Here is a 23,759-nt window from a genome sequence, read left to right on the forward strand (position 1 = left end):
TTAACCATCTATTCTAGGTTGTTTTAGACTGCCCGCAAAACGCTCCATTTTTTCGTTGCTTCGCCTGCTGAGCGGTGCTCATTACCGTCTAAAGGTAACTCCGCTCCTCGTCAGGCTTTGCGCCTCGAAAGACAAGTGTTTTCAATCAGACTAAAATCAGATAAATAGGACTTTGTCTATACACTGTAACCATCTATTCTAGGTGGTTTTTTTATTTATGAAATAGGTATTTTAACGATTTTGTCGAATATAGTATTTTGTATGATAAAGATTATTCGTCAAAATCATAGTAATCACCTTAGTAGGCTTTATAACATCCCGCTTCTTCCACAAGAATTTCGCATCTTCCACTCGAACGTTTTTTCTAATTTACTAGTTAGTTAAACAAACCAACTAAAAAACAAGAATCCATTTGAAGAAGCTTAGAGAATAACTAAGAATTGAGGTGGAGATTTGAGAAAGATACGTGTTAAACCGAGTAAAGGTCAGTCTTTCTTTGGTTTATTGATTGGACTTATTTTTGTCGTTCTCGGATTTACATTCGTAATACCGAATATAGGTCTATACGGATTTGTCTGGATTGGTGTTGCCTTAATGATTACTGTCGTTAACGCTTATAACGTGTTTACTGACCGAGGATATGCTGATTATGTAGTAAATGTTGAAGAGTACTTATCAAAGGAAAAAGATGATTTTGAAGTGAAACTTCGTAAATTAAACAAATTAAAAAACGATGGAATCATTACAGAAAGTGAGTTTCTGAATCAAAAGGAAAAAATCTTTAACCGAGAGATGTAAAAACATCGTTTTTTAAATGAAAGTAGGAAAAGAAATGCTATTAAAATTATTGCTGGAAGTTATGCTGCCACTATTTATGTATGTAATATTAGGATACTTTTTTAATCGTATTTTTAAGCTTCACTTAAGCACCTTAACGACCCTTTTAGTATATTTATTTCTTCCAGTAGCAGTGTTTACGAAAATATATGATAGTCCGATTTCTGGAACTGTAGCAGGTGGAGTTTTATTATACTTAGTGATCCAATTTATATTAATGTCCTTCATTTCATCAATAATCTGTAAGTGGAGGGGAATCGAGCCTTCGATGAGAGGAACGTTCGCCAATAGTGTTGCTTTAAACAATTCTGGAAATCTAGGATTACCTGTCAATGCATTAGTATTTAAAAATGATCCTTTTGCATTGAGTATAGGTGTACTTATTGTATTGTTTCAAAATATCATGACATTTACTGTAGGGGTTTATAATGCTGAAGCGTCTGTTCAAATTAAAGAAGCAATTCGCAAAATGCTGAAATTACCTATTTTATATAGTGTTGCACTTGGATTCATCCTTCAACTATCTCATGTGAAATTAGATTCAGAAGTAATCAATATTTTAAATCCTATAACTGAAGCATTTGCTCCGTTTGCACTTATTACCCTTGGAGCACAATTAGCTGAATCAGGTAAAGAAATTAGTTGGGATAACTTGGCCATTAGCAATTTTCTACGCTTAATTGGTGGCCCACTAATAGCATTCGGACTAATTAAATTCTTCGGTTTTGAAGGTGTAGTTGCAAAAGCCCTTTTTATTGGAAGTGCTTTTCCTAGTTCTAGAAACAGTGCATTATTATCATTCAAAGGCCCTCATGCAAGTTTCGCTGCCCAAACTGTTATTTCCTCCACAATATTAAGCAGCATTACCTTACCGATCACAATACAACTTGCTAGAACTTTATTTTAAAAATTTGTGAAAGTTAATTTTAAAGTAAGTGAAAACATTATTTTAAGAAAATTGTCGTATTAATAACTTTTCATTTTGAAGTGCGTTAGTTGATTACAACTCCAGGATACTCGCTTTCCGTGGGGCGTGAGCTGAGCCTCCTTGGCAAGCCTGCGGGGTCTCACCCTTCCCGTTACTCCCACAGCAGTTTCGCACCTTCCGTTGTAATCAACTTCTGTCAAAAGTGGTATAACAAATAATCAAATAGCTAACGACAATCTAGTTTAGTAATATCCTTGAAGAGTAAAAAATAAAAAGTGTTTGTCATATTATGAATGATGACAAATACTTTTATTTTTTTAATTGCAAAATAAATAATTAAAATTAGAACAAAAATATTTTGTAACAATAAATTAAATTAGGGGGGATAAGAATGAAGAGACTTTTGTTTCTTGGACTTACTTTGTTAAGTATGTTTTGCTTAACTAGTTGTCAATCAAGCGACTTTGGTTATGGTAAAAAAGATGATAAATCAACACAAGTTGATCAGAACAAAACAACGGACAAAGAAAATAATAAACCACCAAAAAAAGAAGAACATAAGCCACCAGTAAAAGTATTTACTCCGGTAGAAAACGATGCGTTTAAAGTAACATCAGTTGTTAATGACGCTGAAAAAAATGTCTTACTAGTTGAAGGGAAAGCAAGTGTATTTGAAGCAACGTTTCTCTATCGATTAGAAGATGGTCACAATGTCTTAGCGGAAGGAAACTCTATGACTGATATGGGTGCTCCTGAATGGGGTAACTTTAAATTAGAGATTAAGTATACTGAACCTACAAGCCCTAATGGGATTCTTACTCTTTATGTAGCAAGTGCAAAAGACGGCCAACCTGAACATATATTAAATATTCCAATTCAATTAACAAAATAAAATAAGAAAAGATTATTTACTGACTTTAGAAAAATCTAGAGTCTTTTTTTATGTTTAAAGTGGAATTCTGATAGCTAAGTTACATAATCCTTTGAGGAAAAAAACATGATTTCTTAAACAAATTTAATCTTTTTTTAGAGATATTATTAGAAAATGTAAACAATAAATAGTATCATCAGTACTATTAAGGTTAAGTATTAAAGATTTCTAATAAAACCCTAATTAAATTTTAAGATATCCGTAAAGCCATTTTCATTTTAAAAAGATATCCTTATACAGTATAAAGAATAATTTTATATATGTTATTATAAAAAAAATGAGGGATAAAATAAATGAAAAAAATATTAATTATAGAAGATGAAAAAGAATTAGCAAATTTTATTCGATTAGAATTAGAATATGAAGGAAATGAAGTTCATATTTCAAATGATGGAAGAGATGGATTAAACCAGGCAATTGACCAAGAATATGATTTGATTTTACTTGATTTAATGCTTCCTAATCTAAGTGGAATTGAAGTTTGTAGAAGAATTAGAGCACATAAAGATACGCCAATTATTATGATTACAGCAAGAGATAGTGTTTTTGATCGTATTTCTGGTTTAGATAGTGGTGCAGATGACTATATTTCAAAACCATTTGTAATTGAAGAGCTTTTAGCACATATGCGAGCGATTTTTAGACGAATCGATCGTTCAACGAATTTACATTGTTTAAAATTCAAAGATTTATCATTAGATTCTGCAGCAAGAGTTGTAAAAAAAGAAGATGCAATAATTGATTTAACGAAAAAAGAATTTGATTTATTGTATTTATTAATGAGTAATGTAAATCGTGTATTAACTCGTGAAATTTTATTAGAAACAGTATGGGGTTATGGATCGACAATTGAGACAAATGTAGTAGATGTTTACATTAGCTATTTAAGAACAAAATTAGAAGATAAAAATAATACCTATATTCACACTGTTAGAGGTACTGGATATGTAATGAGGATGTAGAGGTGGATTTTACCTTGTTAAATAAGCTTTCGTTTAGATGGAAAATAACAATTACGATTGCTGTACTAATGTTTTTTATATTTACAATATGTAATATTATTCAGCTCGTTTCCATTCAAATGTCTGTTATCAATCAACAGCAACATCGAATTGAAAAAAGATTAAATGAAACGTCGGCTTATTTGGATGAAGAATATAAATCGAAACGCCCAAATGCAAATTCATTAATCGAAAACAAATCATATTTTGAAAAAATCATTCAAAATAATGAAATGATTCGATTGTTAGATAAAGACGGTAATGTTATTTTTACTGTATCTAGAAAAATGCCAAAAATTCATATTAACAAAGATGATTTCGGTGAAATTCAAAAATATAGATTACACAATCAAGAAATCTTAATTACAAGTAAGTCATTGCACTACGGAAACTTCCACGGAATATTAGAAGTAGCAATGAACGTAGAAATCTTCACTAGTTTTGTTAAAGAAGTTTTCATCATTCTTATTTTTGGAACAATCTTAGCGTTAATTTTAAGTATTTTTAGCGGTTACTTTTTATCTAAAAAGTTATTAAACCCTATTAAAAATTTGAACCAAACAATGATGAAAATAAAAAACAATCAATTAAAAGAACGAGTCATTGTTGGAGAAACGAAAGACGAACTATCTGAACTAGGGTTAATTTTTAATAAGATGATGGATGAGCTTGAAGCTTCAATTACGAGACAAAAACGTTTCGTTGAAGATGCTTCCCATGAGTTAAGAACCCCATTGGCAATCATTCATGGTCATTTATCTCTTGTAAATCGTTGGGGAAAAAAGGATAAATCTGTTTTAGAAAACTCATTAAATACATGTATTAATGAAACAAACAGAATGATTATTTTAACGAATGAACTTTTACAACTGACAAAGTTAGAGAAGAGTAACGAAAATATTGAACAGCATGAGCCAACTAACGTTAATGTAGTATTGAACGAAATCGTTAAAAATTATAAATTATTACATGAAGACTTAGAAATCCAATTCGATTTAGTTGACCATGTAATGGATGAAGCTAATATCGCTAAAGAACACTTAATGCAAATTTTAATTATTTTGTTTGATAATGCAGTTAAATATAGTAAGGATCATACAAAAATTGTCATTACTACATCACAAATTGGAAACAAAATTGAAATTAGAGTTAAAGACAATGGGATTGGCATTAAAGAAGAAGACATCAATCACATCTTTGACCGCTTTTATCGCGCGGATAAAGCAAGAAGTAGAGCAAATGGCGGAAATGGTTTAGGACTATCAATTGCCAAAAACTTAATTGAAAACTATGGTGGAGATATTCAAATCACGAGTGAGCATGGTGAGGGTACAACTGCCGTAATTAGTTTAAACACAATTTAAAAAAGGTTTAAAAAACTTGTTAATATGACAATGAGTTCTCCTTTGAGGAAAAACTAGAAATTAAATAGCCAAATCACAGACCAAATCGCAATTTTTTGGTCTGTTTTTTTATTGAGAAAGAATATTTAAAAGTATTGATTGAAGAGGAAGGTGGGAGACTCCTATGGGTGTAGCGGGAAGGGTGAGACCCCGCAGGCTTGCCGAGGAGGCTCAGCTCACGCCCCATGGAAAGCGAGCATCCTGTAAAGGAAATCATCAACATTCTTATTTAACAGAGCTTGAATTAATTTTGTTAATTTAAGAATCAAATCATAGTTTGAAGCTTTAATTTATGATAAAGTTGAATAAAATGAAAATTCTTGTAATTCGAAAGGGGAAGAAAAATGGGCAATGTAAGTATAGCGATCAATTATGCAATTATGATTGAAAGACTGCGTAATGCAGGTGTTGGAAATAGTCAGATAATAGATGCTCTAAAAGAAGAGAATTACGAGTTTTTAAATCAGTTTGGTAAAGGAATGCCTGATTGGGAGACATTAATCAATCTTTATAAAAAAAATGAAGAAGATTTTAACAAAATAGTTAATGAAGGTTATCAAATTAAGTTTTTAACAAAAGGTTCATTAATGACACTGTTAAGACTTAAATTTGACATAGAAGTTGAAACAGATTATGTAGATATGGGAACTGCAATCGAAGGTATACAATTATCTAATGAGGCAATCAACATTATTAAAAATACGCTTGCAGCAAATTGGAAGCTTACTACATACGTGGATGAAGCAGATCAGCTTTCAAAAGTTCGAATTGAATTATTGAAAAGCTCTGAATTAGCAAAGCTATAAGTAACTTACAGAAAAGGGACAATAAACTTAAAATTGTTCCTTTTTCTTAATATATGAACCTTATTCACAGTCTATCTTTACTCCTATTCTAAGTGCAGGAAAGGCAGGAAAGTAGGCCTTGAAAAGCTTAAGACGAAAATACATGAGGAAATAAAATAAACTAAAGGCTTTTTATATCTTTCCTTAATCCTGCCTTTCCTTGTTCCTGCTCTTTAGGGCATCCTGTAACGGAAATCATCAATATTCTTTTTTAATAGAGCCTTACTAAAACATCAATCGATGGTTCGAAACAAAAATAAAGGAAAAAAGTATTAGAAGTTGAAATCAAATAGTAATTAAATTGCCATTAAATCAATAAGGGAGATATTTTATGAGCGTAAAAAAACTGTTTTGGGATGAGCCTTATCTTACAAAAACCTCCGCAAATGTTAAAAATGTTGATGCTCAAAAAGTTACATTAGACCAAACGATTATTTATGCTTTTTCAGGAGGTCAACAATCTGATTCAGGTAAAATTGGAGAGTATGAAGTATTAGAAGCTAAAAAAGAAGGATTAGAAATTGTTTATACATTACCTGAACATCATACTATTCAAACTGGTCAAGAAGTACAGATTACAATTGATTGGGAGAAAAGATATCGAATTATGAAGTTACATTTTGCTGCTGAGATCATTTTAGAGCTAATGTATCAAAATTATAATCATCCTGAGAAAATTGGGGCGAATATTACTAGTGAAAAAGCAAGAATTGATTTTTATTGGAATGGAAATATATCAGAAACATTTCAAGTAGTAGAGAAGAAAGCGAATGAAATGATTCAGGCAGATTTAGAAATAGAAAGTGAATTTGAACATGAGAAAAACCAAAGAAGATATTGGGAAATCAAAGGATTTGGGAAAGTTCCGTGCGGTGGTACACATATTAGAAGAACTAGTGAAATTGGAGCAATTAAGTTGAAGCGTAACAATATTGGTGGAGGAAAAGAGCGCATTGAAATATATTTAGTATAAATAATCTAAAACACTTACGCATAAAGATGAAAGGCTACTTTCTGAAGAGAATAGTAGCCTTTGCTATACTTAAAAATCAAAATTATCTGGGTCTGGTCCAACACGTTTGTTTGCATCAAGTGAAGCAATTTGTTCCATATCATTTGATGAAAGTTCGAAATTGAATACATCAAAGTTTTCTTTGATGCGAGATGGTGTAATTGATTTAGGAATAACGATGACATTACGTTGTAAGTGCCAACGAATGATGACTTGAGCTGATGTTTTACCATACTGACTGGCAATCTCTGTAATTACAGGATTTGTTAAAGCTTCGCCACCTTGCATTAATGGGCTCCATGCTTCTAATGCAATTCCATTTTTATGACAATATTCATGTAATTCTTTTTGTTGAAATAGTGGATGTAATTCAACTTGATCTACCATTGGTTTAATATTACAATGAGCTGCAATATCTTCTAAGTGATGAATATGGAAATTCGAAACACCGATTGCTGGTACCATTTTTTCATCATATAGGCGTTCTAATGCTTTATATGTATTTAAATATTTTTCTTTTACTGGCCAGTGCACTAAATAAAGATCAACATAGTCTAAACCTAACTTTTTAAGACTAACTTCATGAGCTTTTAAAGTTGTATCAAAACCTTGATCGGCATTCCAAACTTTAGTCGTAATAAAAAGTTCTTCACGGGCAACACCAGATTGACGAATCGCTTCACCAACTTGTTCTTCATTTTGATAAACAGCTGCAGTATCAATGTGTCGATACCCTGATTCAATAGCTGTACGGACTGCATCTACACCGTCCTCCGGAGACACTCGCCATACACCTAATCCTAATTGAGGCATTTTGACACCATTATGTAATGTTATAGAATGTTCAAACTTCATTTATATTCCCTCCTTATAAAAGACTAAGTCTAGTTTACAATATAAAGTTTAAAAATAAAAAAATTTCGATCAAGATTATTTCATAAAAGCTTTTTTAAACAAGATACTGTAAAATCTTAAAAAAAATAAATTAAATCGAATAAATTAAAACATAATTTTAGATTCATACTATAAAATATGTTGTATATTTTGAGCTTTTCCTTCAATATAAGGATAAAAAGCTCTTAATTTTTGTTTGGAGGGGAAAATATGTTAGATCAGATTTTAGAATTTAATAAGAAATTTGTTGAGAATAAGGGATATGAGCCATACATAGCTTCGAAATTTCCGGACAAAGAAGTTGTAGTTGTTACTTGTATGGATACTCGTCTAGTTGAGCTTTTACCTAAAGCGCTTGATTTAAGAAATGGTGACGTTAAAATGATTAAAACTGCAGGTGCAGTTATTTCCCATCCATTTGGTTCTGCTATGAGAAGTATTTTAGTATCAATTTATGAACTAGGTGCAAAAGAAGTATTTGTAATTGGTCACCATGAATGCGGAATGGGGAATATAAACCCATCTAGAATGAAAGAAAAAATGATTGATAGAGGTATTAAAGAAGATAATATCGATATATTAGGCTTCTCAGGTATCGATTTAGACAAATGGTTAACTGGATTTACTGATGTTTATGATAGCGTTAAACATAGTGTTTCAATCATAAAAAACCATCCACTAATTCCAAATGGAATTGAAGTACATGGTTTAGTAATTGACCCACACACAGGGAAATTAGAAGTAGTTCATAGAGACCAAAAAATAAGTGAATAATATTAGATTATAAAAAAAGTTATTCTTTAATTTAGGATAACTTTTTCTGTTTTTCTAAAAGTATAAAGTTGTTGTTACCATGATTCTGATATGATTCTACCGTTCAATGGCTGAACTGGACGGTTACTCGGGTAAAAAAAGTTTTGATAGAAAAGAATTTGTTTGTTTGAAAATTTTAGTGGCTTTTTAAATACAATCCATTTTATACCTTCATTACAAGGTGGCGTCGTATAAGAGCCATCATATGTAATTTTTTTACTTGAATAAGGAATAAATGAATGCAAATTGAGTTTTACAAATTGACTTTGTCTACTTTGAGCGGACATTGGGTTTGCATTCATTATTTTTTGAAACTCTTTATTTAAATTTCCTTTATTAACTAGTACTGCAATTGTAACCATTGATTTATTTAGGTTTTCATGGATAAAATGTACTTCTAAGTCACTATGTAAACCATTAACTGTATGTTCACTTGGTGTGTGAAAATGGAATTCAATTAAAGTATATTTGGTACCATTTAAATTAATTGAGTTAGTATTACTTTGAGGAATCAATTTAATTGTGTATTTTTCTCTCTCAATTTTAAATGTTTCTTGATGATAATTTATTCCAAGAGGTAGAGGTTTTATTGAAGCCTTGTTTATATTTACAGGTGATTGTCTTTTTCCATTCGAACAAAGTGAATAATCGTTGTCTAGCGAGCTCCAATAACTAGGTCCCGTGTTTCCAGTGTATGACCAATCATCATGATTTGTCGTACTAATCGTTGAATCGTTTACCTGAACGACATGTTCGATCTTAGTATTCGAACAGGATGTTAGAATTAAAAATAATAATAAACTGAATCGAGTAAAATAGTTCATTAAATACTTTCCTTCCATGGTATGTATGATACGATACATTTTAGACAACGATGTTACGAGACAAACATGTGTGAGAAAAAGGAGGGAAATAAGTGACTTTAGAAGAAATTATGAAAACATTAGAGGAAATGGGAACTGAACAAACGAAAAAAACTTTTTTACGTCACGGAGCGCAGGAACCATTTTTTGGAGTTAAGATAGGTGACTTAAAAAAGCTAGTTAAATTTGTAAAAAAGGACCAAGAATTAGCGTTGGCGCTTTATAGTACCGGAAATTCCGACGCGATGTATTTAGCAGGTTTATCAATTAATCCAAAGTTAATGACAAAAGAACAACTCCAAAAATGGGCTAGAGAAGTGCAGTGGTATATGATTGCTGAAAGTATTGTAGGTGCTGTTGCTGCAGAAAGTCAATTTGCAATTGAACTAGCTAGAGATTGGATTAAATCAGATGTTGAATTAATTGAAGATTGTGGCTGGAGTACGTATAGTCATTATTTATCAATTGCACCAGATGAAGAAATTGATAAGGAAGAAGTTCGTACATTACTTAATTATGTAGAAAATAATATTCATCTTTCTAAAAATAGAGTTCGGTATACAATGAACGGCTTTGTTATTTCAGTTGGAAGTTTTGTACCAAGTCTTACTGTTGAAGCAATGATGGTCGGGCAAAAGATTGGAAAAGTAAATGTGGAAGTCGGAAACACAGCATGTAAAGTACCTTTAGTGACCGATTACATTGAAAAGGTTGAAGCCAGAGGGAAGATTGGTGTTAAGAAAAAAACTTGTATATGTTAATTTGATCAAGTCACCTAATGTAACTAGGTGATTTTTTTACTAAAAATGTAAGAATAACTAGTTTAATAGAAGATTATTGCTTTCGAATAGATGAAAAAAATCGTCATATAAATAAATATTATCGTAAAGTACGTCATAATTATTAGAAATCATTTAATTTACTGTCTCTGTTCCCTGCTCCTTCTGTCCCACTCCTTCCACCCCAATCAGCGTCATTAAATTTTTTAAAATATACAAGTAACTGAGAGACAAATTACTAAAAAGGAGAATTACATGAATCTTCAATTTCGTTATGAGGACTTTCATCATGTTTCAACTACCATGATTACCCTAGTAAACTATATTATTTTTGGGTTAGTACTTTATTGGGTCTATAAAACAAATGATTTAAAGCCAAAATTATGGAAAGCATTCCTTGCAATGTTTCTAGGTTTATTTGTGTTTAGTATTAATTTTAATTTTGATCAATCTTACATTGAAATACCAATTTTACCGCTAGGAGTATGGATATTACTTTGGATCTGTTCAAGGAAGAATAATCAAACTCGATGGGCAAAATACCGTCGATTTGCATGGGCAGGTTTCATATTAAGATTCATCTATCTAATTACGACTTTATTGATTCAACCAATCATTTCGTTTTTTTAATCTAAAAATGACCCTCAAACATTCATCTATGACGAAAGTACAGTAAAAATATCTCCTATAACGATTAATACAGAAAATAAAAATCTATAGAGATTTCAAGAAGTAAATCATATATTTTAAAGCATGAAGTAATTAATGAGGTAATGATTAATAGTGATCAAAAATTTGAGAATGAATAGTAAAGTGAATAAGTAAGAATTGTTTTTCACTCCGATAATAAATAAAATAGAATTAATGTGCATTTATTGGAGGAGTACAATGAAAAGAAAAATGATTCATAATGTCCTGTCAGTTTTAGCTGTTTCTATTGTTTTAGCAGGGTGTAATAGCCAACAAGCTGAAACAACTAATAGTAAAAAGCATCAAAAGCATCAAAATCATAGCGAGCATAAACAAACTAGTGATATAAGGGAACAAACAAATAGTAAGGATATAATACCAAAATTTTTAGCAGATAGAGAACAACAAATTCAACAAATTTATTTAGTTGCAGCACAGCATACTGATTTACTAAAAAATATTCCATGTTACTGTGGTTGTGGAGAAAGTGTTGGTCATAAAAGCAATTTAGATTGTTTTATTAATGAGGTTAAAAAAGATGGATCAATCGTTTGGGATAGTCATGCAACTACATGCATCAACTGTATGGAAATTGCAATTGAATCTGCTAAATACCTCCAAGATGGAAAAACACCAATAGAAATTCGAAAGTTAATTGATGATAAGTATAAAAACGGGTACGCCAAACCAACAAATACACCAATGCCAAGTATTTAAGATTAATATTAAAATAAAAAAGTCAGACAGTGATAAGCCGCTGTCTGACTTTTTTATTAATTATTACAAGTAAATAGGTTTATTAAAGTTTTATGAATTTCCTATTCCCGACATTTCTTTTAAAACTTGATCCTGCCTAAAACAAAACACTTGATGTTCTGTTTTATAAGGGGGCATTGTTCCTATTTTCTTTTCCATAAAAAAGGCAAATATTACGGCTACTAAGCAAATTCCCCAAAAAAGATATCCGATTAGAGTCATTAAACTTTCTCCTTTTATATGCTTTATTAGTCATTTCTTTATCATATGAAATAATCCTTTAAATTTTACAAATAATGTTTTGACACATATGAACATTCACTCATATAATATATTATATACTAAACATATGAATGGTTGCTCATATATTCATAGGAGGACAAATGAATGATCGATGAAAAAAAACGAATAGAAGAAATTTGTGATGAAACTTGTCAGCAAACGATTATGCATGAGGACACAATTCTTTCTGTAAAGGAAAGAATGTTAAATACTGAAACCCTTACAGTTGTCGCGGATCTTTTTAAAGTTCTTGGTGATAAAACTCGAACTAGGATATTACACGCACTAAGTCAATCCGAGATGTGTGTATGTGATTTAGCTCATCTATTGGAAATGACTCAATCGTCCATTTCTCATCAATTACGTGTATTAAAACAGGCTCATTTAGTGAAAAATCGTAAAGAAGGAAAAGTAGTTTATTATTCTTTAGCGGACGATCATGTTACACAAATTTTTAATCAAGCATTAGAACATATTTTAGAGGATTAAGGGAGCGGTTGTTTTTTTAGGAGAGGAGTTGAAAATAGTTGAGTACGGGGCAAAGACGAATAAATAGTGAATTAAAATTAGAAGGGCTTGATTGTGCTAATTGCGCAATGAAGATTGAAAAAGGTGTTTCTTCTATTGAAGGAGTCGAGGAATGTTCAGTAAATTTTGCAACTTTAACAATGACGATTACAACGAGTGAAGATAAACAAGAAACAATCTTAAATAATGCAAAAAATAAGATTCGTTCATTAGAACCACATATCAATCCAGTATCAAAGTCCGATAATACATTTAAGTCTAAGCAGCAAGGACTAAGTTCAGAAACAAAAAAATTAATGATGAAATTAGGAATTGGTAGTATCCTACTAATTTTAGCTCAGTTACTAAGCATTCCTTCATTTTTTCAAATCATCATTTTTATAGCTGCTTATTTAATATCAGGTGCTGATGTTGTATTTAAAGCAATACGAAATATTTTTCGAGGTCAAGTATTTGATGAGAATTTTCTAATGGGAGTAGCCACAATTGGTGCATTTATTATTGGTGAATATCCCGAAGCTGTTGCTGTAATGCTCTTTTATCAGTTAGGTGAATTATTCCAGAGTATTGCTGTTAATCGATCTCGAGATTCGATTTCTAAGTTGATGGATATTCGACCTGATTATGCAAATTTAAAAATAGGAGATAAAACTGAGCAAGTATCTCCAGAAAAAATTCAAATTGGTGACATCATTGTTGTTAAGCCAGGTGAAAGAGTTCCACTAGATGGTCGAGTGAAAACAGGATACTCAAGTTTAGATACATCTGCATTAACAGGAGAATCATTACCGAAAGAAATAGTTGAAGGTGATGATGTGTTAAGTGGATCGATTAATATACAGGGCTTGCTTGAAATTGAAGTAACAAAGAAATTTGATGAGTCAACTGTTTCAAAAATATTAGAGCTTGTTCAAAATGCAACAAGTAAAAAGGCACCAACCGAAAATTTTATTACTAAATTTGCTAAAGTTTACACACCAATTGTTGTGATTACCGCAGCGTTGATCGCAGTAATTCCACCAATTTTGATTCCAGGAGAAACATTATCAGATTGGGTATATCGAGCGCTTATCTTTCTAGTTATATCCTGTCCGTGTGCTTTAGTTGTTTCAATTCCATTAGGATTCTTTGGAGGAATTGGAGCAGCATCAAGAGCAGGAGTTTTAGTTAAAGGTAGTAATTATTTAGAAGCGTTAAATGATCTGAAATACATCGTATTTGATAAAACTGGAACTTTGACAAAAGGGCAATTCCAAGTAAGTTCAATCGTTCCTACTCGTGGACATTCTAAAGAAGATATTCTTGAAATAGCAGCATATGCAGAGTTTTATTCTACCCATCCTATTGCGGTATCGATTCGCCAAAAATACGGGCAGGATATAGTAGAAGCAAAACTTTCAAATTATAGTGAAATTGCAGGTCATGGAATTAGCGTTAAAATGAATGAAGACGAAATATTAGCAGGAAATGCAAGACTTATGGAAAGTCACTCGATCTTATATGAACCATCTAGAGAAGTTGGAACCATTGTTTATTTAGCTAAAAATAAGCACTTTATTGGATCAATTGTGATTGCGGATCAGTTAAAGGGCGACGCTAAAAAAGCTATTGCTGATCTGAAAAAAATAGGTGTTGAAAAGACAGTTATGCTAACGGGAGATTCTAAATCTGTTGCAAAAATGATAGGAAATGAATTAGGGATTGATGAAATTTATTCAGAGCTACTACCTCATCAAAAAGTAGAAAAGCTTGAGAAAATAGAACATTTGAAATCTAAAAATGAAAAAATTGCTTTTGTAGGAGATGGAATGAATGATGCACCAGTTCTAGCTAGAGCTGATGTTGGAATTGCTATGGGAGGAATTGGTTCAGATGCTGCAATTGAAGCTGCTGATGTTGTATTAATGTCAGATGAGCCTTCAAAAATTGTAGATGCAATTCGAATTGCTAAACATACGAGACGAATTGTTTGGCAAAATATCTTTTTTGCTTTAGCTGTTAAAGGGTTTTTCTTATTACTTGGTGTAATCGGTATTGCAACTATGTGGGAAGCTGTAATTTCAGATGTTGGTGTGACTGTTTTAGCCGTATTGAATTCGATGAGAATTCTGAGGCTTAAATAATGTACAAAAAAAACCTAACAAATCGTTAGGTTTTTTTTGTATTTAAATTTTTTAAGACCTATTGTTTCATTGAGCGATTTCTTTTACGTACAAACAGAAAGATGAATATCGCAACTCCAATGGCCATCATTAAATAAATAATATTTGAATAAACATCCATATACTCAACAATCTTTTCCCACGAAGCCCCAACTGATGAACCGATATAGACTAAAATTGTATTCCAAATTAATGAACCTAACGTTGTAAATAGTAAAAAGATCCAAATATTCATGCGAGACATTCCCGCTGGAATCGATATTAAACTACGGATTAGAGGGATTAATCGGCAAAAGAATACAGTCCATACTCCATGTTTTGTAAACCATTCATTCGCTTTATAGATATCTTTTTTTGTCAGGCGTAAAATATGTCCCCAGCGGTCTACTATTTTTTCTAACTTTTTAATGTCGAGTAAAGTACCAATCCAAAATAGAATAAGTGCTCCAACTACAGATCCTAATGTTGAAAAGAATATCACACCTAATTTGGTTAGTGTAGTTTGAGTAGTCATGAATCCTCCGAATGTTAATATAACCTCAGATGGAATTGGAGGGAAAATGTTTTCTAATGCGATTAATAAAAAGATACCTAAATACCCAAATGTATCCATTGTTTCAGTTATCCAAGTTTGCATGATGAAATACCTCATTTATTTTTATATTGGCTCTAATTAAAGTGTAATTGATTGAATTATATAAACTTTTTTAATTGGAGCGACTAAATCGTCCTCCTATTTTATTAACCGGAAAAATTAAAAATCTTTAATATTCCTTTTGCAAAATATACTATGTAACTAGTAATGTTGCAAGTTATTGTGAATAACTTTACATTAAATAGAATACAGAAAAACTTATTGAAAAATTGGTTAACAATATAAAAAACTAATTCAATAGCGTAATTTAGGGAATATATTTTTTAAAATGGAAAGGATTTAGACATGTTAATAGAGAAATAAAGTAGATTAATAAAAAAAGAATGGATTACATTATTCTCCTGATTCATAAAAATGTACCAGTCTATTATTTTGAAATAACTTTGAAATGAAGGAGGAAGAATTATGTTTAAGGTGCAATTAAGTGATGACCTTTCTATTAATTTATTAACTCAAAAATATGCAAAAGTTCTAGTTGAAGCACTGTTAGAAAATCAAAACTCATTAAAAGAATGGTTAATCTGGGCAGAAAATGTTCCAACTGTAGAAGATTATCAAAAATCAATTATACCAATGTGGTTACAAAAATTTGCTGATAACAATGGCTTTGAGACTGGAATCTTTTACAAAGGTGAATTTGTTGGGATGTTAGGTTTACATTATATTGATTGGACAAATCAAACAAGTGAAATTGGCTATTGGTTAAGCGAACACGTGCAAGGTAAAGGAATAATGACACGTGCTGTGGAAGGATTAGTTACATATTGTTATGACGAGCTAAATCTAAATCGGGTAATTATTAGAGCGGCTGTTGAAAACAAAAAAAGTAGAGCGATTCCTGAGCGTCTAGATTTTAAACTAGAAGGTATTCTTAGAGAAGCTCAACAGATTCGAGACAGTTATTATGACTTGGCGATTTATAGCATGTTAAAAAAGGAATGGAAAAATAAATAAGTAGATTAAAAAGCGTTAGCTCAAGGTGCTAACGCTTTTTTGGAGGGATGAAGAAAATGGAAACGAAAAACTATGAAAGTATACTTTTTGATTTAGATGGTACATTGACAAATCCAAAAGAGGGTATTGTAAACTCAATAAATTATGCTTTACAGAAAATGAACAAACCAAAGCTTCAAGAATCAGAGCTCTTAAATTTTATTGGTCCACCCATTCAACAATCTTTTTCTGAAATTTGTCAATTAAATGAAAAAGAAGTTGAAATTGCAGTTCGCTTTTATCGCGAATACTTTTCAAAGAATGGTATGATTGAAAATAATGTTTATGAGGGAATTCCTGAGTTGCTTGAAGAGTTGAATTTAAACGGGAAGCGTTTATTTGTAGCGACATCAAAACCAACAATATTTGCCAAACAAATAATAAGTCATTTCCAACTTGACCATTTTTTTGTTGAAATTGTAGGAAGTGAATTAGATGGCACAAGAATTAATAAAGCTGAAATAATCGACTATTTATTTCTAGGGGAGAACGATTGTGTTAAGGAAAGTACAGTAATGATTGGAGATCGATTCCACGATATGATTGGTGCAAAGCTTAACAATATTGATTCTATTGGTGTTACATATGGATATGGTAGTGAAGATGAATTAATAAATTCAGGTGCAAATGCATTAGCGAATAGCGTAGATCACTTGAAAAGAATGTTATTACTAGATAACAAAATTAAGAGTTAGAAAAGGAGGATCTGTATTGAAGACAGGAAAAATACATTATGCTTGGATTATTCTAATCGTTACTTTCCTATCAGTTATTATAGCAGCGGTAACAAACACAATGTCGGGAGTGATGATGATTCCTTTCGAACAAGAATTCGGTTGGACTAGAGCTTCAATATCCGGTGCATTTGCAATTTGTATTACGCTTGTCGGGTTTTCAGGCCCATTTATCGCCGGTCTTTATCAGAAATTTAATGTTAGAAATGTATTGTTAGTTGGCATGGGAGGATTATTATGTGCAATTTTACTAACAACTATTATGACACAGTTATGGCATTTGTATATTATTTGGGGAATTATCATCGGATTAACAGCAGGTACATTTTTAACTGTTTTAAATGCGTATGTTGCAACAACATGGTTTGAGAAAAAACGAGGATTAGCTCTTGGACTATTAACATCAAGTTCTGCCGCTGGGCAGCTTGTTTTTCTACCATTAATGGCATACATCGTTGAAAACTATTCATGGAGAAGTGCAGTTTTAACAATTTTTACGTTTGGAGTTTTTATTTATATTTTACTTTGGATTTTTATGAAAAATGATCCTTCAGATGTAGGAGCATTACCATTAGGAGCAGAAAAGAGTAATTTAAAACAATCGAAAAATATCAATCCAGTGAAAGCGGCATTTGATGGTTTAAAAATTGGTGTTAAATCGAAAGTTTTTTGGTTATTAGCAGGTAGTTTTTTTATTTGTGGTTTTTCTACAAGTGGACTAATCGGAACACATTTTATTTCCCTTTGTATAGATTATGGATATAAAGAGGTTACAGCTGCTAGTATTTTGGCTTTTATGGGAATCTTTAATATTATTGGAACAACCTTATCAGGCTATATATCTGATCGATATGATAATCGCTGGCTATTATTTTGGTATTACGGTTTAAGAGGACTATCTTTACTGATACTTCCGTTTGCATTATCAACAAATTCGGTTATCTATTTAGGTGCATTTGCAATTTTTTACGGTATGGATTGGATTGCAACTGTACCTCCAACTATAAAGCTAGCGACTGATCATTTTGGAAAAGAAAAAGTAGGAGTAATTTACGGCTGGATCTATTCTGCTCACCAATTAGGAGCCGGTGCTGCTGCATATGGTGGTGGTTTAGTTTATTCTTGGCTAAATGCCTATCAATCAATTTTCATTGCAGCTGGTATTTTTTGTCTATTCGCTACACTATTTGTTCTTAATATAAAAAAGAGAACAGTATTAAATCAAAATCTTTCAGCTTGAGAGCTACAAAGTCTAAAAATTCAACTGAAGAAAACTTCTGAAAATAAAAACTTGAGGTAAAATGATGACTTATTTATACAAAATTACAAAAGATAAATATCAAATTATGCGCGAGAAAAATTGTTTTTGGGAAGGTAAAATTAGTAAAATTTGCACCTTAGAACAAATAAACTATGAGAAGCTTACTCGATTTGCATTCGGAGGGAATATTGTATTTAGTGTAGATGGTAAAATTGTCATTAAACTCTATCCGTCATATGTGAATGATGAGTTTGTAAAAGAGAAAAAGATTCTCGAATTTTTAAATGAACAGAAGTTATCGGTAGAAATTCCACACATTCTATCAACTGGTCAGTTTGAAGGCTGGAATTATCTAATTATGACTGAATTAAAAGGTACACTTTTGATAGATATTTTTGACGAATTAAACTTTGAAGAGAAAAGAAAGTTAGCAAGTGATTTAGGAAATATTATTAGAGAAGTCCATAATTTAACAGTCACCACAAATCCAGATGATTTTAATACTTGGAATGAATTTTTAAATAAAAGGTTTGAAGAGTTAGCTTATCATCATAAAAATAATGGGTTAAGTGAAGGGCTTTTAGGCCAATTACCTAATTATATGAAAGAAGAATCATTGCAAAGTGATGAGAAATTAGTTTTATTAACCGGTGAATACACGCCATTTAACTTAATTATGAATAAAGTAGATGGCAACTGGAAATTCACAGGTCTAATCGATTTCGCTGACTGCTTTGTAGGGAACTCAAAATATGATTTACTTGGACCAATCGCGTTTATGTTTTATCCATATGATGGGCTTAATCGAATTTTTCTTGAATCATATGGCTATCAAGAAAATGAACTAAATGATGACTTTAAAAAAGAATTAATGACATATTTATTGCTACATCGCTTTAGTAATATTAGTTTTTATCAGGAAAAGTCTGAAGTTGCTAAGATGGCTATTAGTTTGCAAGAAATAGAAAAAATAATCTTTAATTTTTAAGATCACTTAGCAGTAATTGCTTTGAGTTTGAACAGATTCTTAATCCATTTAAAATTTTCAAAACTAACTTTATTAATCGAACTTTTTCATTTGTACTCCTTCAACAAAAAAGAGAGAGTGTAATGCTCTCTCATGATGATGGAAAGCTTGCATATTTATCTATCAAACTTTGTTTTATAACCAAAATAATTAATAGTATTACATACCGATCGAATAGTTTAAAGGGAAGTTTTTGCTTCTCTTTATTTTTTTTATTAAGAGGATAAATATGTTTAATTAGTAAGAAAGAACTAAGCAAGATAACAGCAGCGAAGAATAGTAAAGATATTAAAGGTGAAAAAAGAAAATTATAAAAATGAATCATAAAATTATACGATATTATGCTTAACATATAGTGAAATGAATTAAGCATCAAATGAAGTATTATAGAAGGCAGTATTGATTTGGATACGATCGTAAGAAGTGTCAATAAAATACCTATAGGAATTATGGTGAAAACCCTAAAAAAATCAAAATGTGCTAAAAAAAATAATAGTCCATTCATTAATATAGCTATGAATACATTAACCCCTTTATAGGAATTCAATAAAATACCTCTAAAAGAAATTTCTTCTAAAATTGCAGCAATAAGTCCAGTGGTAAGTATGCCAGTTATATTTTTAGAAAGAGAATTAGTTGATAGATTGATTAATATTTTATCTGGTAAATAGACTTCACCAGTATGGAGAAATACACTAAATGAACCTGACCAAAAAATTAAAGGCTGAAGCAAAATGCCAAAAAGAATTGCATACAAGTAGTTTTGAATTGGAGTCTTTTTTATTAGTAGATCATTTTTTAACTTAAGCTTTTTTTGTTTTATGTATATGAAACAAGTCATTAAAAAAGGTAGATAATTAATGATTTTAAATAGTAAATTATCAGTTGGAAAATAATGATATCGCTGAATACTTTTTGTTATAAATGGAACTACATAAATAATTAGTATAATTAGCAAAAATAAAAATTTATGAACTTCATTTAATTTGCCATCTATTTTTATGTTATCTTTTTCTACATTTGTAAGCATCTACTTTTCCAACTCCTTTCAAAAGAATATTATCGCAATGAAATGCCTAATATTTTTTGAACACAATTACTACCTTTTTATGTTAAATGCTACTTTCTTAAAAACTATCACTTAGATACAGGCTAGGCAATATACTTATATAGATATTTTGTTAACAATCATTGAACAAGGTAATCTTTGAGATGCTACATAAAATTTATGATTCTTATTACTAATTTTGGGAATTTCAACCTAAAGAGCGAGATCTATAAACAAAATAACCGTTTCAAAGTAAAAATTCGAACGTTAATAGAACGAAACAACGTAACGTATATCAAAAAAAGTGCGTCCAAAATGACTATAAATAGTACATTTTCGGCGCACTTCTTATTTAACTTAATGCAATTAAAAATGGATACAACTCGGCTGTCATCACATTATTTTTTACGGCTGGATCATTTTGCATTATTTCCTCAGCGTGCTGAATGCTTTCTACATTTAATAGTACAATACCGAATTCTGCTTTTTCTGTTCTTCCAGCTAATGCTACTTTTTTATCATTATTTAAATTTTGGAGATAATGAAAATGCTCAGATACAATCTTTCTTTCTTCTTCAGTTGAGTCATGTAAAAAAGTTGAACGAACTGGTTTTAAAACATAAATAAAGTTTTCCAATCGATCCACATCCTATCATATTAAACTAATATTAATATAGCATGTATTTGGAGCTTTTATAGGAGGAGTAAAATTGAAAGAAGTAATTCGCAAAAAACTAAAACAAATTGAAGAAGAACATGATGTGAAAATTCTATTTGCAGTTGAGTCTGGAAGTAGGGCGTGGGGATTTCCTTCAAAAGATAGTGATTATGATGTTCGTTTTGTTTATGTACACCGTAAAGATTGGTACTTAAGTATTGATCAAAAGCGTGGTGTAATCGAATACCCAATCAATGAACTGTTAGATTTTAGTGGGTGGGATTTAAGGAAAGCTTTAAATCTTTTTGCAAAATCTAATCCGTCATTATTAGAATGGTTAAGGTCACCTATTGTATATTCGGATGAATTAACACTTTCAGCGGAATTAAGAAAAGTTGGTAATGAAATTCTTTCTAAAAAAGCATGTATTTATCATTATTTACATATGGCTAAAGGAAATTATCGAGATTATCTGCAAGGACAGGAAGTAAAAATTAAGAAGTATTTTTATATTTTAAGACCAATATTAGCTTGTATGTGGATCGAAAAATATAACGAAATTCCTCCAGTATTATTTGATCATCTTTTAGAGATGCAAGGATTGGATCAAGACTTTTTAGATGAAGTAAATCATTTATTAGCTCGAAAGAAACAAGGCGATGAGCTTGATATAGAGCCAAAAAGGAAAGTGTTAAATGAATTTATCGAACAAAAAATTAAGTTTTTTGAAGGGTATGTAAAGGATATTTCTGAATCTCATAAAACGAATATGAATGAATTAAATAAATTATTTCGAAAGACACTGGAAGAATCATGGGAAAAATAGAATAGATCTCACACTTTTTGGGAAAAATTTCTTTGTATTTTAACAAAGTCTCAAATGATATTGGAGTGTGAACAAATTTGGCAAATTTAGAAGGTATGTTAAATCAACAATTAGCAAATTGGAACGTGCTTTATGTGAAATTACATAATTATCATTGGTATGTAAAAGGACAAAATTTCTTTACTTTACATGAAAAATTCGAAGTGTACTACAATGAAGCAAAAGTTATGGTCGATGAATTAGGTGAAAGAATTTTAACAATTGGTGCAAAACCTATTGCAACTCTTCGTGAATATTTAGAAACTGCGACAATTAAAGAAGGGAACCATACTTTTTCTGCAGAGGAAATGGTATCCGATTTAATTAAAGACTATGAAAAAATTGTTCAAGAATCTCGTGACGTTATTTCAATAGCTGAGGAAAGTAATGATCAAGAAACTGCAGATTTATTTTTAGGGAAGATTGCTGAAATAGAAAAGATGCTATGGATGCTAAAATCATTCTTAGGAAAATGAATAAATATTAAATAAAGTGAATTGACTGTTTCATGTAATATGATTCGGTCAATTCACTTTTTTTGTTTAGGAAGATATTTCAAATTGATTTATCTTGTTAAATATAGGATTTATATAGGTTTAATTAGGAGCGGATATTAAATTTTAAAAAAATACCAAAAAAAAACAAAAAAATGAATTGTATATTTATTTATATTTGAGTATAATTATTCATTATATAAGAAATCTGAACTTCTAAAAAGGGGATGGATTTATGAGTAAAGTGTTGAAGGATAATCTTGTGAAAAATAATAGCTTTAAGCATAAGACAAAGTGGAATGTAACAAAAGGGAATTTTAGCCATGTAAAATGGTCAGATTTTAAGGGGAAAAATTTTCTTTCAATTAGTGAGTTTTCATCAAGTGAATTATTATTCTTACTTGAAAAGTCTTTAGAGATGAAAAGTATGCAAAAGGCAGGGGAAGCCCATCCTTATTTGAAAGATAAAGTACTTGGGATGATCTTTGAAAAAAATTCAACGAGAACAAGACTTTCCTTTGAAATGGCCATGTTGCAACTAGGTGGTCACGCTATCTTTTTGAGTAGTAAGGATTTGCAACTTGGTAGAGGGGAAACTGTTCATGATACATCGAAAGTATTTTCTCGTTATGTAGACGGTGTAATGATCCGAGCAAATACTCATGATATGGTAACTGAATTTGCTGAGCACTCATCAATTCCAGTTATTAATGGATTAACTGATTTACACCATCCTGCTCAAATAATGGCTGACTTTTTAACGATTCTTGAACATAAAGGAAGATTAAAAGGTTTAAAGATTGCTTATGTAGGAGATGGGAATAATAATATTTGCCATTCGCTGATTGAAGGTGCAGCTAAGCTTGGAGTATATTTAACAATTGCTTGTCCAGAAGGATATGAACCAAATAAAGTTGTCCTTCAATCGATGAAGCATGTTGCAAAAACGACTGGAAGTATCATTGAAGTAGTGAATAACCCTATTGATGGTGTAAGTAGAGCAGATGTCGTGATAACGGATGTTTGGACCAGTATGGGCCAAGAGGCAGAAACTGAAATTCGCTTAAAAGATTTTAGTCCGTACCAAGTAAATGATCAATTGTTAGAAAATGCGAAAGATGATTATTTATTTTTGCACTGCTTACCTGCACATCGAGGGGAAGAAGTTACAGCTTCGGTAATTGATGGTAAGCATTCAGTAGTATTTGATGAAGCAGAAAATCGTCTTCATGCTCAAAAAGCGATCTTAGTGGCATTAATGGGGAATTTATAAAACTAAAAATCTATTTTCGGGGGTAAT

At 31.0% G+C, this 23,759-nt stretch carries 26 protein-coding genes; 20 read left to right on the forward strand and 6 right to left on the reverse strand.

What is annotated here, in order from left to right:
* The first annotated feature begins 453 nt into the window (after window positions 1–453).
* From B7R67_RS12660 to B7R67_RS12690, 7 genes are all read left to right on the forward strand, one after another.
* On the forward strand, window positions 454–798 hold the full coding sequence (locus B7R67_RS12660; RefSeq protein WP_088070953.1) for an SHOCT domain-containing protein: 345 nt from the start codon (window positions 454–456) through the stop codon (window positions 796–798).
* 34 nt (window positions 799–832) lie between these two features.
* Window positions 833–1,744, forward strand: a complete 912-nt coding sequence (locus tag B7R67_RS12665; RefSeq protein ID WP_158095091.1) for an AEC family transporter — start codon at window positions 833–835, stop codon at window positions 1,742–1,744.
* A gap of 412 nt (window positions 1,745–2,156) precedes the next feature.
* Entirely contained in the window at window positions 2,157–2,657 is a 501-nt protein-coding gene (locus B7R67_RS12670; RefSeq protein WP_088070956.1) for a Gmad2 immunoglobulin-like domain-containing protein, read from the forward strand.
* Window positions 2,658–2,989: 332 nt separating this feature from the next.
* Complete coding sequence (locus B7R67_RS12675; RefSeq protein ID WP_088070958.1) at window positions 2,990–3,658, forward strand: response regulator transcription factor; 669 nt, start codon at window positions 2,990–2,992, stop codon at window positions 3,656–3,658.
* 14 nt (window positions 3,659–3,672) lie between these two features.
* The gene (locus tag B7R67_RS12680) at window positions 3,673–5,061 is read left to right on the forward strand and encodes a HAMP domain-containing sensor histidine kinase (RefSeq protein ID WP_088070960.1); all 1,389 of its coding nucleotides are present in this window, start codon (window positions 3,673–3,675) and stop codon (window positions 5,059–5,061) included.
* 383 nt (window positions 5,062–5,444) lie between these two features.
* On the forward strand, window positions 5,445–5,906 hold the full coding sequence (locus tag B7R67_RS12685) for a hypothetical protein (protein WP_088070961.1): 462 nt from the start codon (window positions 5,445–5,447) through the stop codon (window positions 5,904–5,906).
* Window positions 5,907–6,276: 370 nt separating this feature from the next.
* Window positions 6,277–6,918 carry an alanine--tRNA ligase-related protein gene (locus B7R67_RS12690; RefSeq protein ID WP_088070963.1) on the forward strand — a complete coding sequence of 214 codons (642 nt, stop codon included), beginning with the start codon at window positions 6,277–6,279 and terminating at the stop codon, window positions 6,916–6,918.
* Window positions 6,919–6,987: 69 nt separating this feature from the next.
* Here the strand turns inward: B7R67_RS12690 and B7R67_RS12695 are convergent, their stop codons facing one another.
* Entirely contained in the window at window positions 6,988–7,812 is an 825-nt protein-coding gene (locus B7R67_RS12695) for an aldo/keto reductase (RefSeq protein ID WP_088070965.1), read from the reverse strand.
* A gap of 249 nt (window positions 7,813–8,061) precedes the next feature.
* Here B7R67_RS12695 and B7R67_RS12700 point away from each other — a divergent pair, with 249 nt between their 5' ends.
* The gene (locus B7R67_RS12700; RefSeq protein ID WP_088070967.1) at window positions 8,062–8,625 is read left to right on the forward strand and encodes a beta-class carbonic anhydrase; all 564 of its coding nucleotides are present in this window, start codon (window positions 8,062–8,064) and stop codon (window positions 8,623–8,625) included.
* A 74-nt stretch (window positions 8,626–8,699) separates the two neighbouring features.
* On the opposite strand, the gene B7R67_RS12705 is transcribed toward B7R67_RS12700, so the two are convergent.
* The gene (locus B7R67_RS12705) at window positions 8,700–9,488 is read right to left on the reverse strand and encodes a carbonic anhydrase (protein ID WP_158095092.1); all 789 of its coding nucleotides are present in this window, start codon (window positions 9,486–9,488) and stop codon (window positions 8,700–8,702) included.
* 92 nt (window positions 9,489–9,580) lie between these two features.
* On the opposite strand from B7R67_RS12705, the gene B7R67_RS12710 reads away from it, so the two are divergent.
* The 3 genes from B7R67_RS12710 (at window position 9,581) to B7R67_RS12720 (ending at window position 11,713) form a co-directional block, all read left to right on the forward strand.
* Window positions 9,581–10,288, forward strand: coding sequence for a DNA alkylation repair protein (locus tag B7R67_RS12710; protein ID WP_088070971.1), 708 nt, complete (start codon window positions 9,581–9,583; stop codon window positions 10,286–10,288).
* Between the two features lie 273 nt (window positions 10,289–10,561).
* Window positions 10,562–10,936 (forward strand): hypothetical protein, encoded by a 375-nt coding sequence (locus B7R67_RS12715; protein ID WP_088070973.1) that lies wholly within the window; start codon window positions 10,562–10,564, stop codon window positions 10,934–10,936.
* 258 nt (window positions 10,937–11,194) lie between these two features.
* Entirely contained in the window at window positions 11,195–11,713 is a 519-nt protein-coding gene (locus B7R67_RS12720) for a PCYCGC domain-containing protein (protein ID WP_235822154.1), read from the forward strand.
* A 90-nt stretch (window positions 11,714–11,803) separates the two neighbouring features.
* Here the strand turns inward: B7R67_RS12720 and B7R67_RS22170 are convergent, their stop codons facing one another.
* Entirely contained in the window at window positions 11,804–11,974 is a 171-nt protein-coding gene (locus B7R67_RS22170) for a hypothetical protein (RefSeq protein WP_158095093.1), read from the reverse strand.
* A 165-nt stretch (window positions 11,975–12,139) separates the two neighbouring features.
* On the opposite strand from B7R67_RS22170, the gene B7R67_RS12725 reads away from it, so the two are divergent.
* A complete protein-coding gene (locus B7R67_RS12725; RefSeq protein ID WP_088070976.1) occupies window positions 12,140–12,523 on the forward strand; it encodes an ArsR/SmtB family transcription factor in 384 nt (127 codons plus the stop codon).
* 38 nt (window positions 12,524–12,561) lie between these two features.
* Window positions 12,562–14,685, forward strand: coding sequence for a heavy metal translocating P-type ATPase (locus B7R67_RS12730; RefSeq protein ID WP_088070978.1), 2,124 nt, complete (start codon window positions 12,562–12,564; stop codon window positions 14,683–14,685).
* A gap of 58 nt (window positions 14,686–14,743) precedes the next feature.
* Here B7R67_RS12730 and B7R67_RS12735 read toward each other — a convergent pair whose 3' ends face one another.
* Window positions 14,744–15,361 carry a DedA family protein gene (locus B7R67_RS12735; protein ID WP_088070980.1) on the reverse strand — a complete coding sequence of 206 codons (618 nt, stop codon included), beginning with the start codon at window positions 15,359–15,361 and terminating at the stop codon, window positions 14,744–14,746.
* Window positions 15,362–15,784: 423 nt separating this feature from the next.
* Here B7R67_RS12735 and B7R67_RS12740 point away from each other — a divergent pair, with 423 nt between their 5' ends.
* From B7R67_RS12740 to B7R67_RS12755, 4 genes are all read left to right on the forward strand, one after another.
* Window positions 15,785–16,333 (forward strand): GNAT family N-acetyltransferase, encoded by a 549-nt coding sequence (locus tag B7R67_RS12740; protein ID WP_088070982.1) that lies wholly within the window; start codon window positions 15,785–15,787, stop codon window positions 16,331–16,333.
* A gap of 56 nt (window positions 16,334–16,389) precedes the next feature.
* Entirely contained in the window at window positions 16,390–17,067 is a 678-nt protein-coding gene (locus B7R67_RS12745) for an HAD family hydrolase (protein WP_088070984.1), read from the forward strand.
* Between the two features lie 16 nt (window positions 17,068–17,083).
* Window positions 17,084–18,346 (forward strand): MFS transporter, encoded by a 1,263-nt coding sequence (locus tag B7R67_RS12750; protein WP_235822155.1) that lies wholly within the window; start codon window positions 17,084–17,086, stop codon window positions 18,344–18,346.
* Between the two features lie 64 nt (window positions 18,347–18,410).
* Window positions 18,411–19,355, forward strand: coding sequence for an aminoglycoside phosphotransferase family protein (locus B7R67_RS12755; protein WP_158095094.1), 945 nt, complete (start codon window positions 18,411–18,413; stop codon window positions 19,353–19,355).
* Between the two features lie 130 nt (window positions 19,356–19,485).
* On the opposite strand, the gene B7R67_RS12760 is transcribed toward B7R67_RS12755, so the two are convergent.
* Both B7R67_RS12760 and B7R67_RS12765 read right to left on the reverse strand, forming a co-directional pair.
* On the reverse strand, window positions 19,486–20,424 hold the full coding sequence (locus tag B7R67_RS12760) for a CPBP family intramembrane glutamic endopeptidase (protein ID WP_088070987.1): 939 nt from the start codon (window positions 20,422–20,424) through the stop codon (window positions 19,486–19,488).
* A gap of 370 nt (window positions 20,425–20,794) precedes the next feature.
* Entirely contained in the window at window positions 20,795–21,079 is a 285-nt protein-coding gene (locus B7R67_RS12765; RefSeq protein ID WP_158095095.1) for a YciI family protein, read from the reverse strand.
* Between the two features lie 73 nt (window positions 21,080–21,152).
* On the opposite strand from B7R67_RS12765, the gene B7R67_RS12770 reads away from it, so the two are divergent.
* The 3 genes from B7R67_RS12770 (at window position 21,153) to argF (ending at window position 23,732) form a co-directional block, all read left to right on the forward strand.
* Window positions 21,153–21,926 carry a nucleotidyltransferase domain-containing protein gene (locus B7R67_RS12770; protein ID WP_088070991.1) on the forward strand — a complete coding sequence of 258 codons (774 nt, stop codon included), beginning with the start codon at window positions 21,153–21,155 and terminating at the stop codon, window positions 21,924–21,926.
* A 95-nt stretch (window positions 21,927–22,021) separates the two neighbouring features.
* Window positions 22,022–22,441 (forward strand): Dps family protein, encoded by a 420-nt coding sequence (locus tag B7R67_RS12775; protein WP_088071076.1) that lies wholly within the window; start codon window positions 22,022–22,024, stop codon window positions 22,439–22,441.
* A 253-nt stretch (window positions 22,442–22,694) separates the two neighbouring features.
* Window positions 22,695–23,732: an ornithine carbamoyltransferase gene (gene argF, locus B7R67_RS12780; protein ID WP_088070993.1), complete on the forward strand. Its 1,038-nt coding sequence runs from the start codon at window positions 22,695–22,697 to the stop codon at window positions 23,730–23,732.
* Window positions 23,733–23,759 lie beyond the last annotated feature (27 nt).

Source organism: Gottfriedia luciferensis (genome assembly GCF_002156865.1).
Taxonomy (GTDB): domain Bacteria; phylum Bacillota; class Bacilli; order Bacillales; family Bacillaceae_G; genus Gottfriedia; species Gottfriedia luciferensis.

What these genes read in the sequence shown, in the direction of transcription:
- B7R67_RS12745 (WP_088070984.1), top strand. Translation starts at nt 16,390, where the DNA reads ATGGAAACGAAAAACTATGAAAGTATACTTTTTGATTTAGATGGTACA.
- B7R67_RS12775 (WP_088071076.1), top strand. Translation starts at nt 22,022, where the DNA reads ATGTTAAATCAACAATTAGCAAATTGGAACGTGCTTTATGTGAAATTA.
- B7R67_RS12735 (WP_088070980.1), bottom strand. Translation starts at nt 15,361, where the DNA reads ATGCAAACTTGGATAACTGAAACAATGGATACATTTGGGTATTTAGGT.
- B7R67_RS12670 (WP_088070956.1), top strand. Translation starts at nt 2,157, where the DNA reads ATGAAGAGACTTTTGTTTCTTGGACTTACTTTGTTAAGTATGTTTTGC.
- B7R67_RS12760 (WP_088070987.1), bottom strand. Translation starts at nt 20,424, where the DNA reads ATGCTTACAAATGTAGAAAAAGATAACATAAAAATAGATGGCAAATTA.
- B7R67_RS12675 (WP_088070958.1), top strand. Translation starts at nt 2,990, where the DNA reads ATGAAAAAAATATTAATTATAGAAGATGAAAAAGAATTAGCAAATTTT.
- B7R67_RS12700 (WP_088070967.1), top strand. Translation starts at nt 8,062, where the DNA reads ATGTTAGATCAGATTTTAGAATTTAATAAGAAATTTGTTGAGAATAAG.
- argF (WP_088070993.1), top strand. Translation starts at nt 22,695, where the DNA reads ATGAGTAAAGTGTTGAAGGATAATCTTGTGAAAAATAATAGCTTTAAG.
- B7R67_RS12740 (WP_088070982.1), top strand. Translation starts at nt 15,785, where the DNA reads ATGTTTAAGGTGCAATTAAGTGATGACCTTTCTATTAATTTATTAACT.
- B7R67_RS22170 (WP_158095093.1), bottom strand. Translation starts at nt 11,974, where the DNA reads ATGACTCTAATCGGATATCTTTTTTGGGGAATTTGCTTAGTAGCCGTA.
- B7R67_RS12755 (WP_158095094.1), top strand. Translation starts at nt 18,411, where the DNA reads ATGACTTATTTATACAAAATTACAAAAGATAAATATCAAATTATGCGC.
- B7R67_RS12725 (WP_088070976.1), top strand. Translation starts at nt 12,140, where the DNA reads ATGATCGATGAAAAAAAACGAATAGAAGAAATTTGTGATGAAACTTGT.
- B7R67_RS12665 (WP_158095091.1), top strand. Translation starts at nt 833, where the DNA reads ATGCTATTAAAATTATTGCTGGAAGTTATGCTGCCACTATTTATGTAT.
- B7R67_RS12720 (WP_235822154.1), top strand. Translation starts at nt 11,195, where the DNA reads ATGAAAAGAAAAATGATTCATAATGTCCTGTCAGTTTTAGCTGTTTCT.
- B7R67_RS12695 (WP_088070965.1), bottom strand. Translation starts at nt 7,812, where the DNA reads ATGAAGTTTGAACATTCTATAACATTACATAATGGTGTCAAAATGCCT.
- B7R67_RS12715 (WP_088070973.1), top strand. Translation starts at nt 10,562, where the DNA reads ATGAATCTTCAATTTCGTTATGAGGACTTTCATCATGTTTCAACTACC.
- B7R67_RS12705 (WP_158095092.1), bottom strand. Translation starts at nt 9,488, where the DNA reads ATGAACTATTTTACTCGATTCAGTTTATTATTATTTTTAATTCTAACA.
- B7R67_RS12685 (WP_088070961.1), top strand. Translation starts at nt 5,445, where the DNA reads ATGGGCAATGTAAGTATAGCGATCAATTATGCAATTATGATTGAAAGA.
- B7R67_RS12690 (WP_088070963.1), top strand. Translation starts at nt 6,277, where the DNA reads ATGAGCGTAAAAAAACTGTTTTGGGATGAGCCTTATCTTACAAAAACC.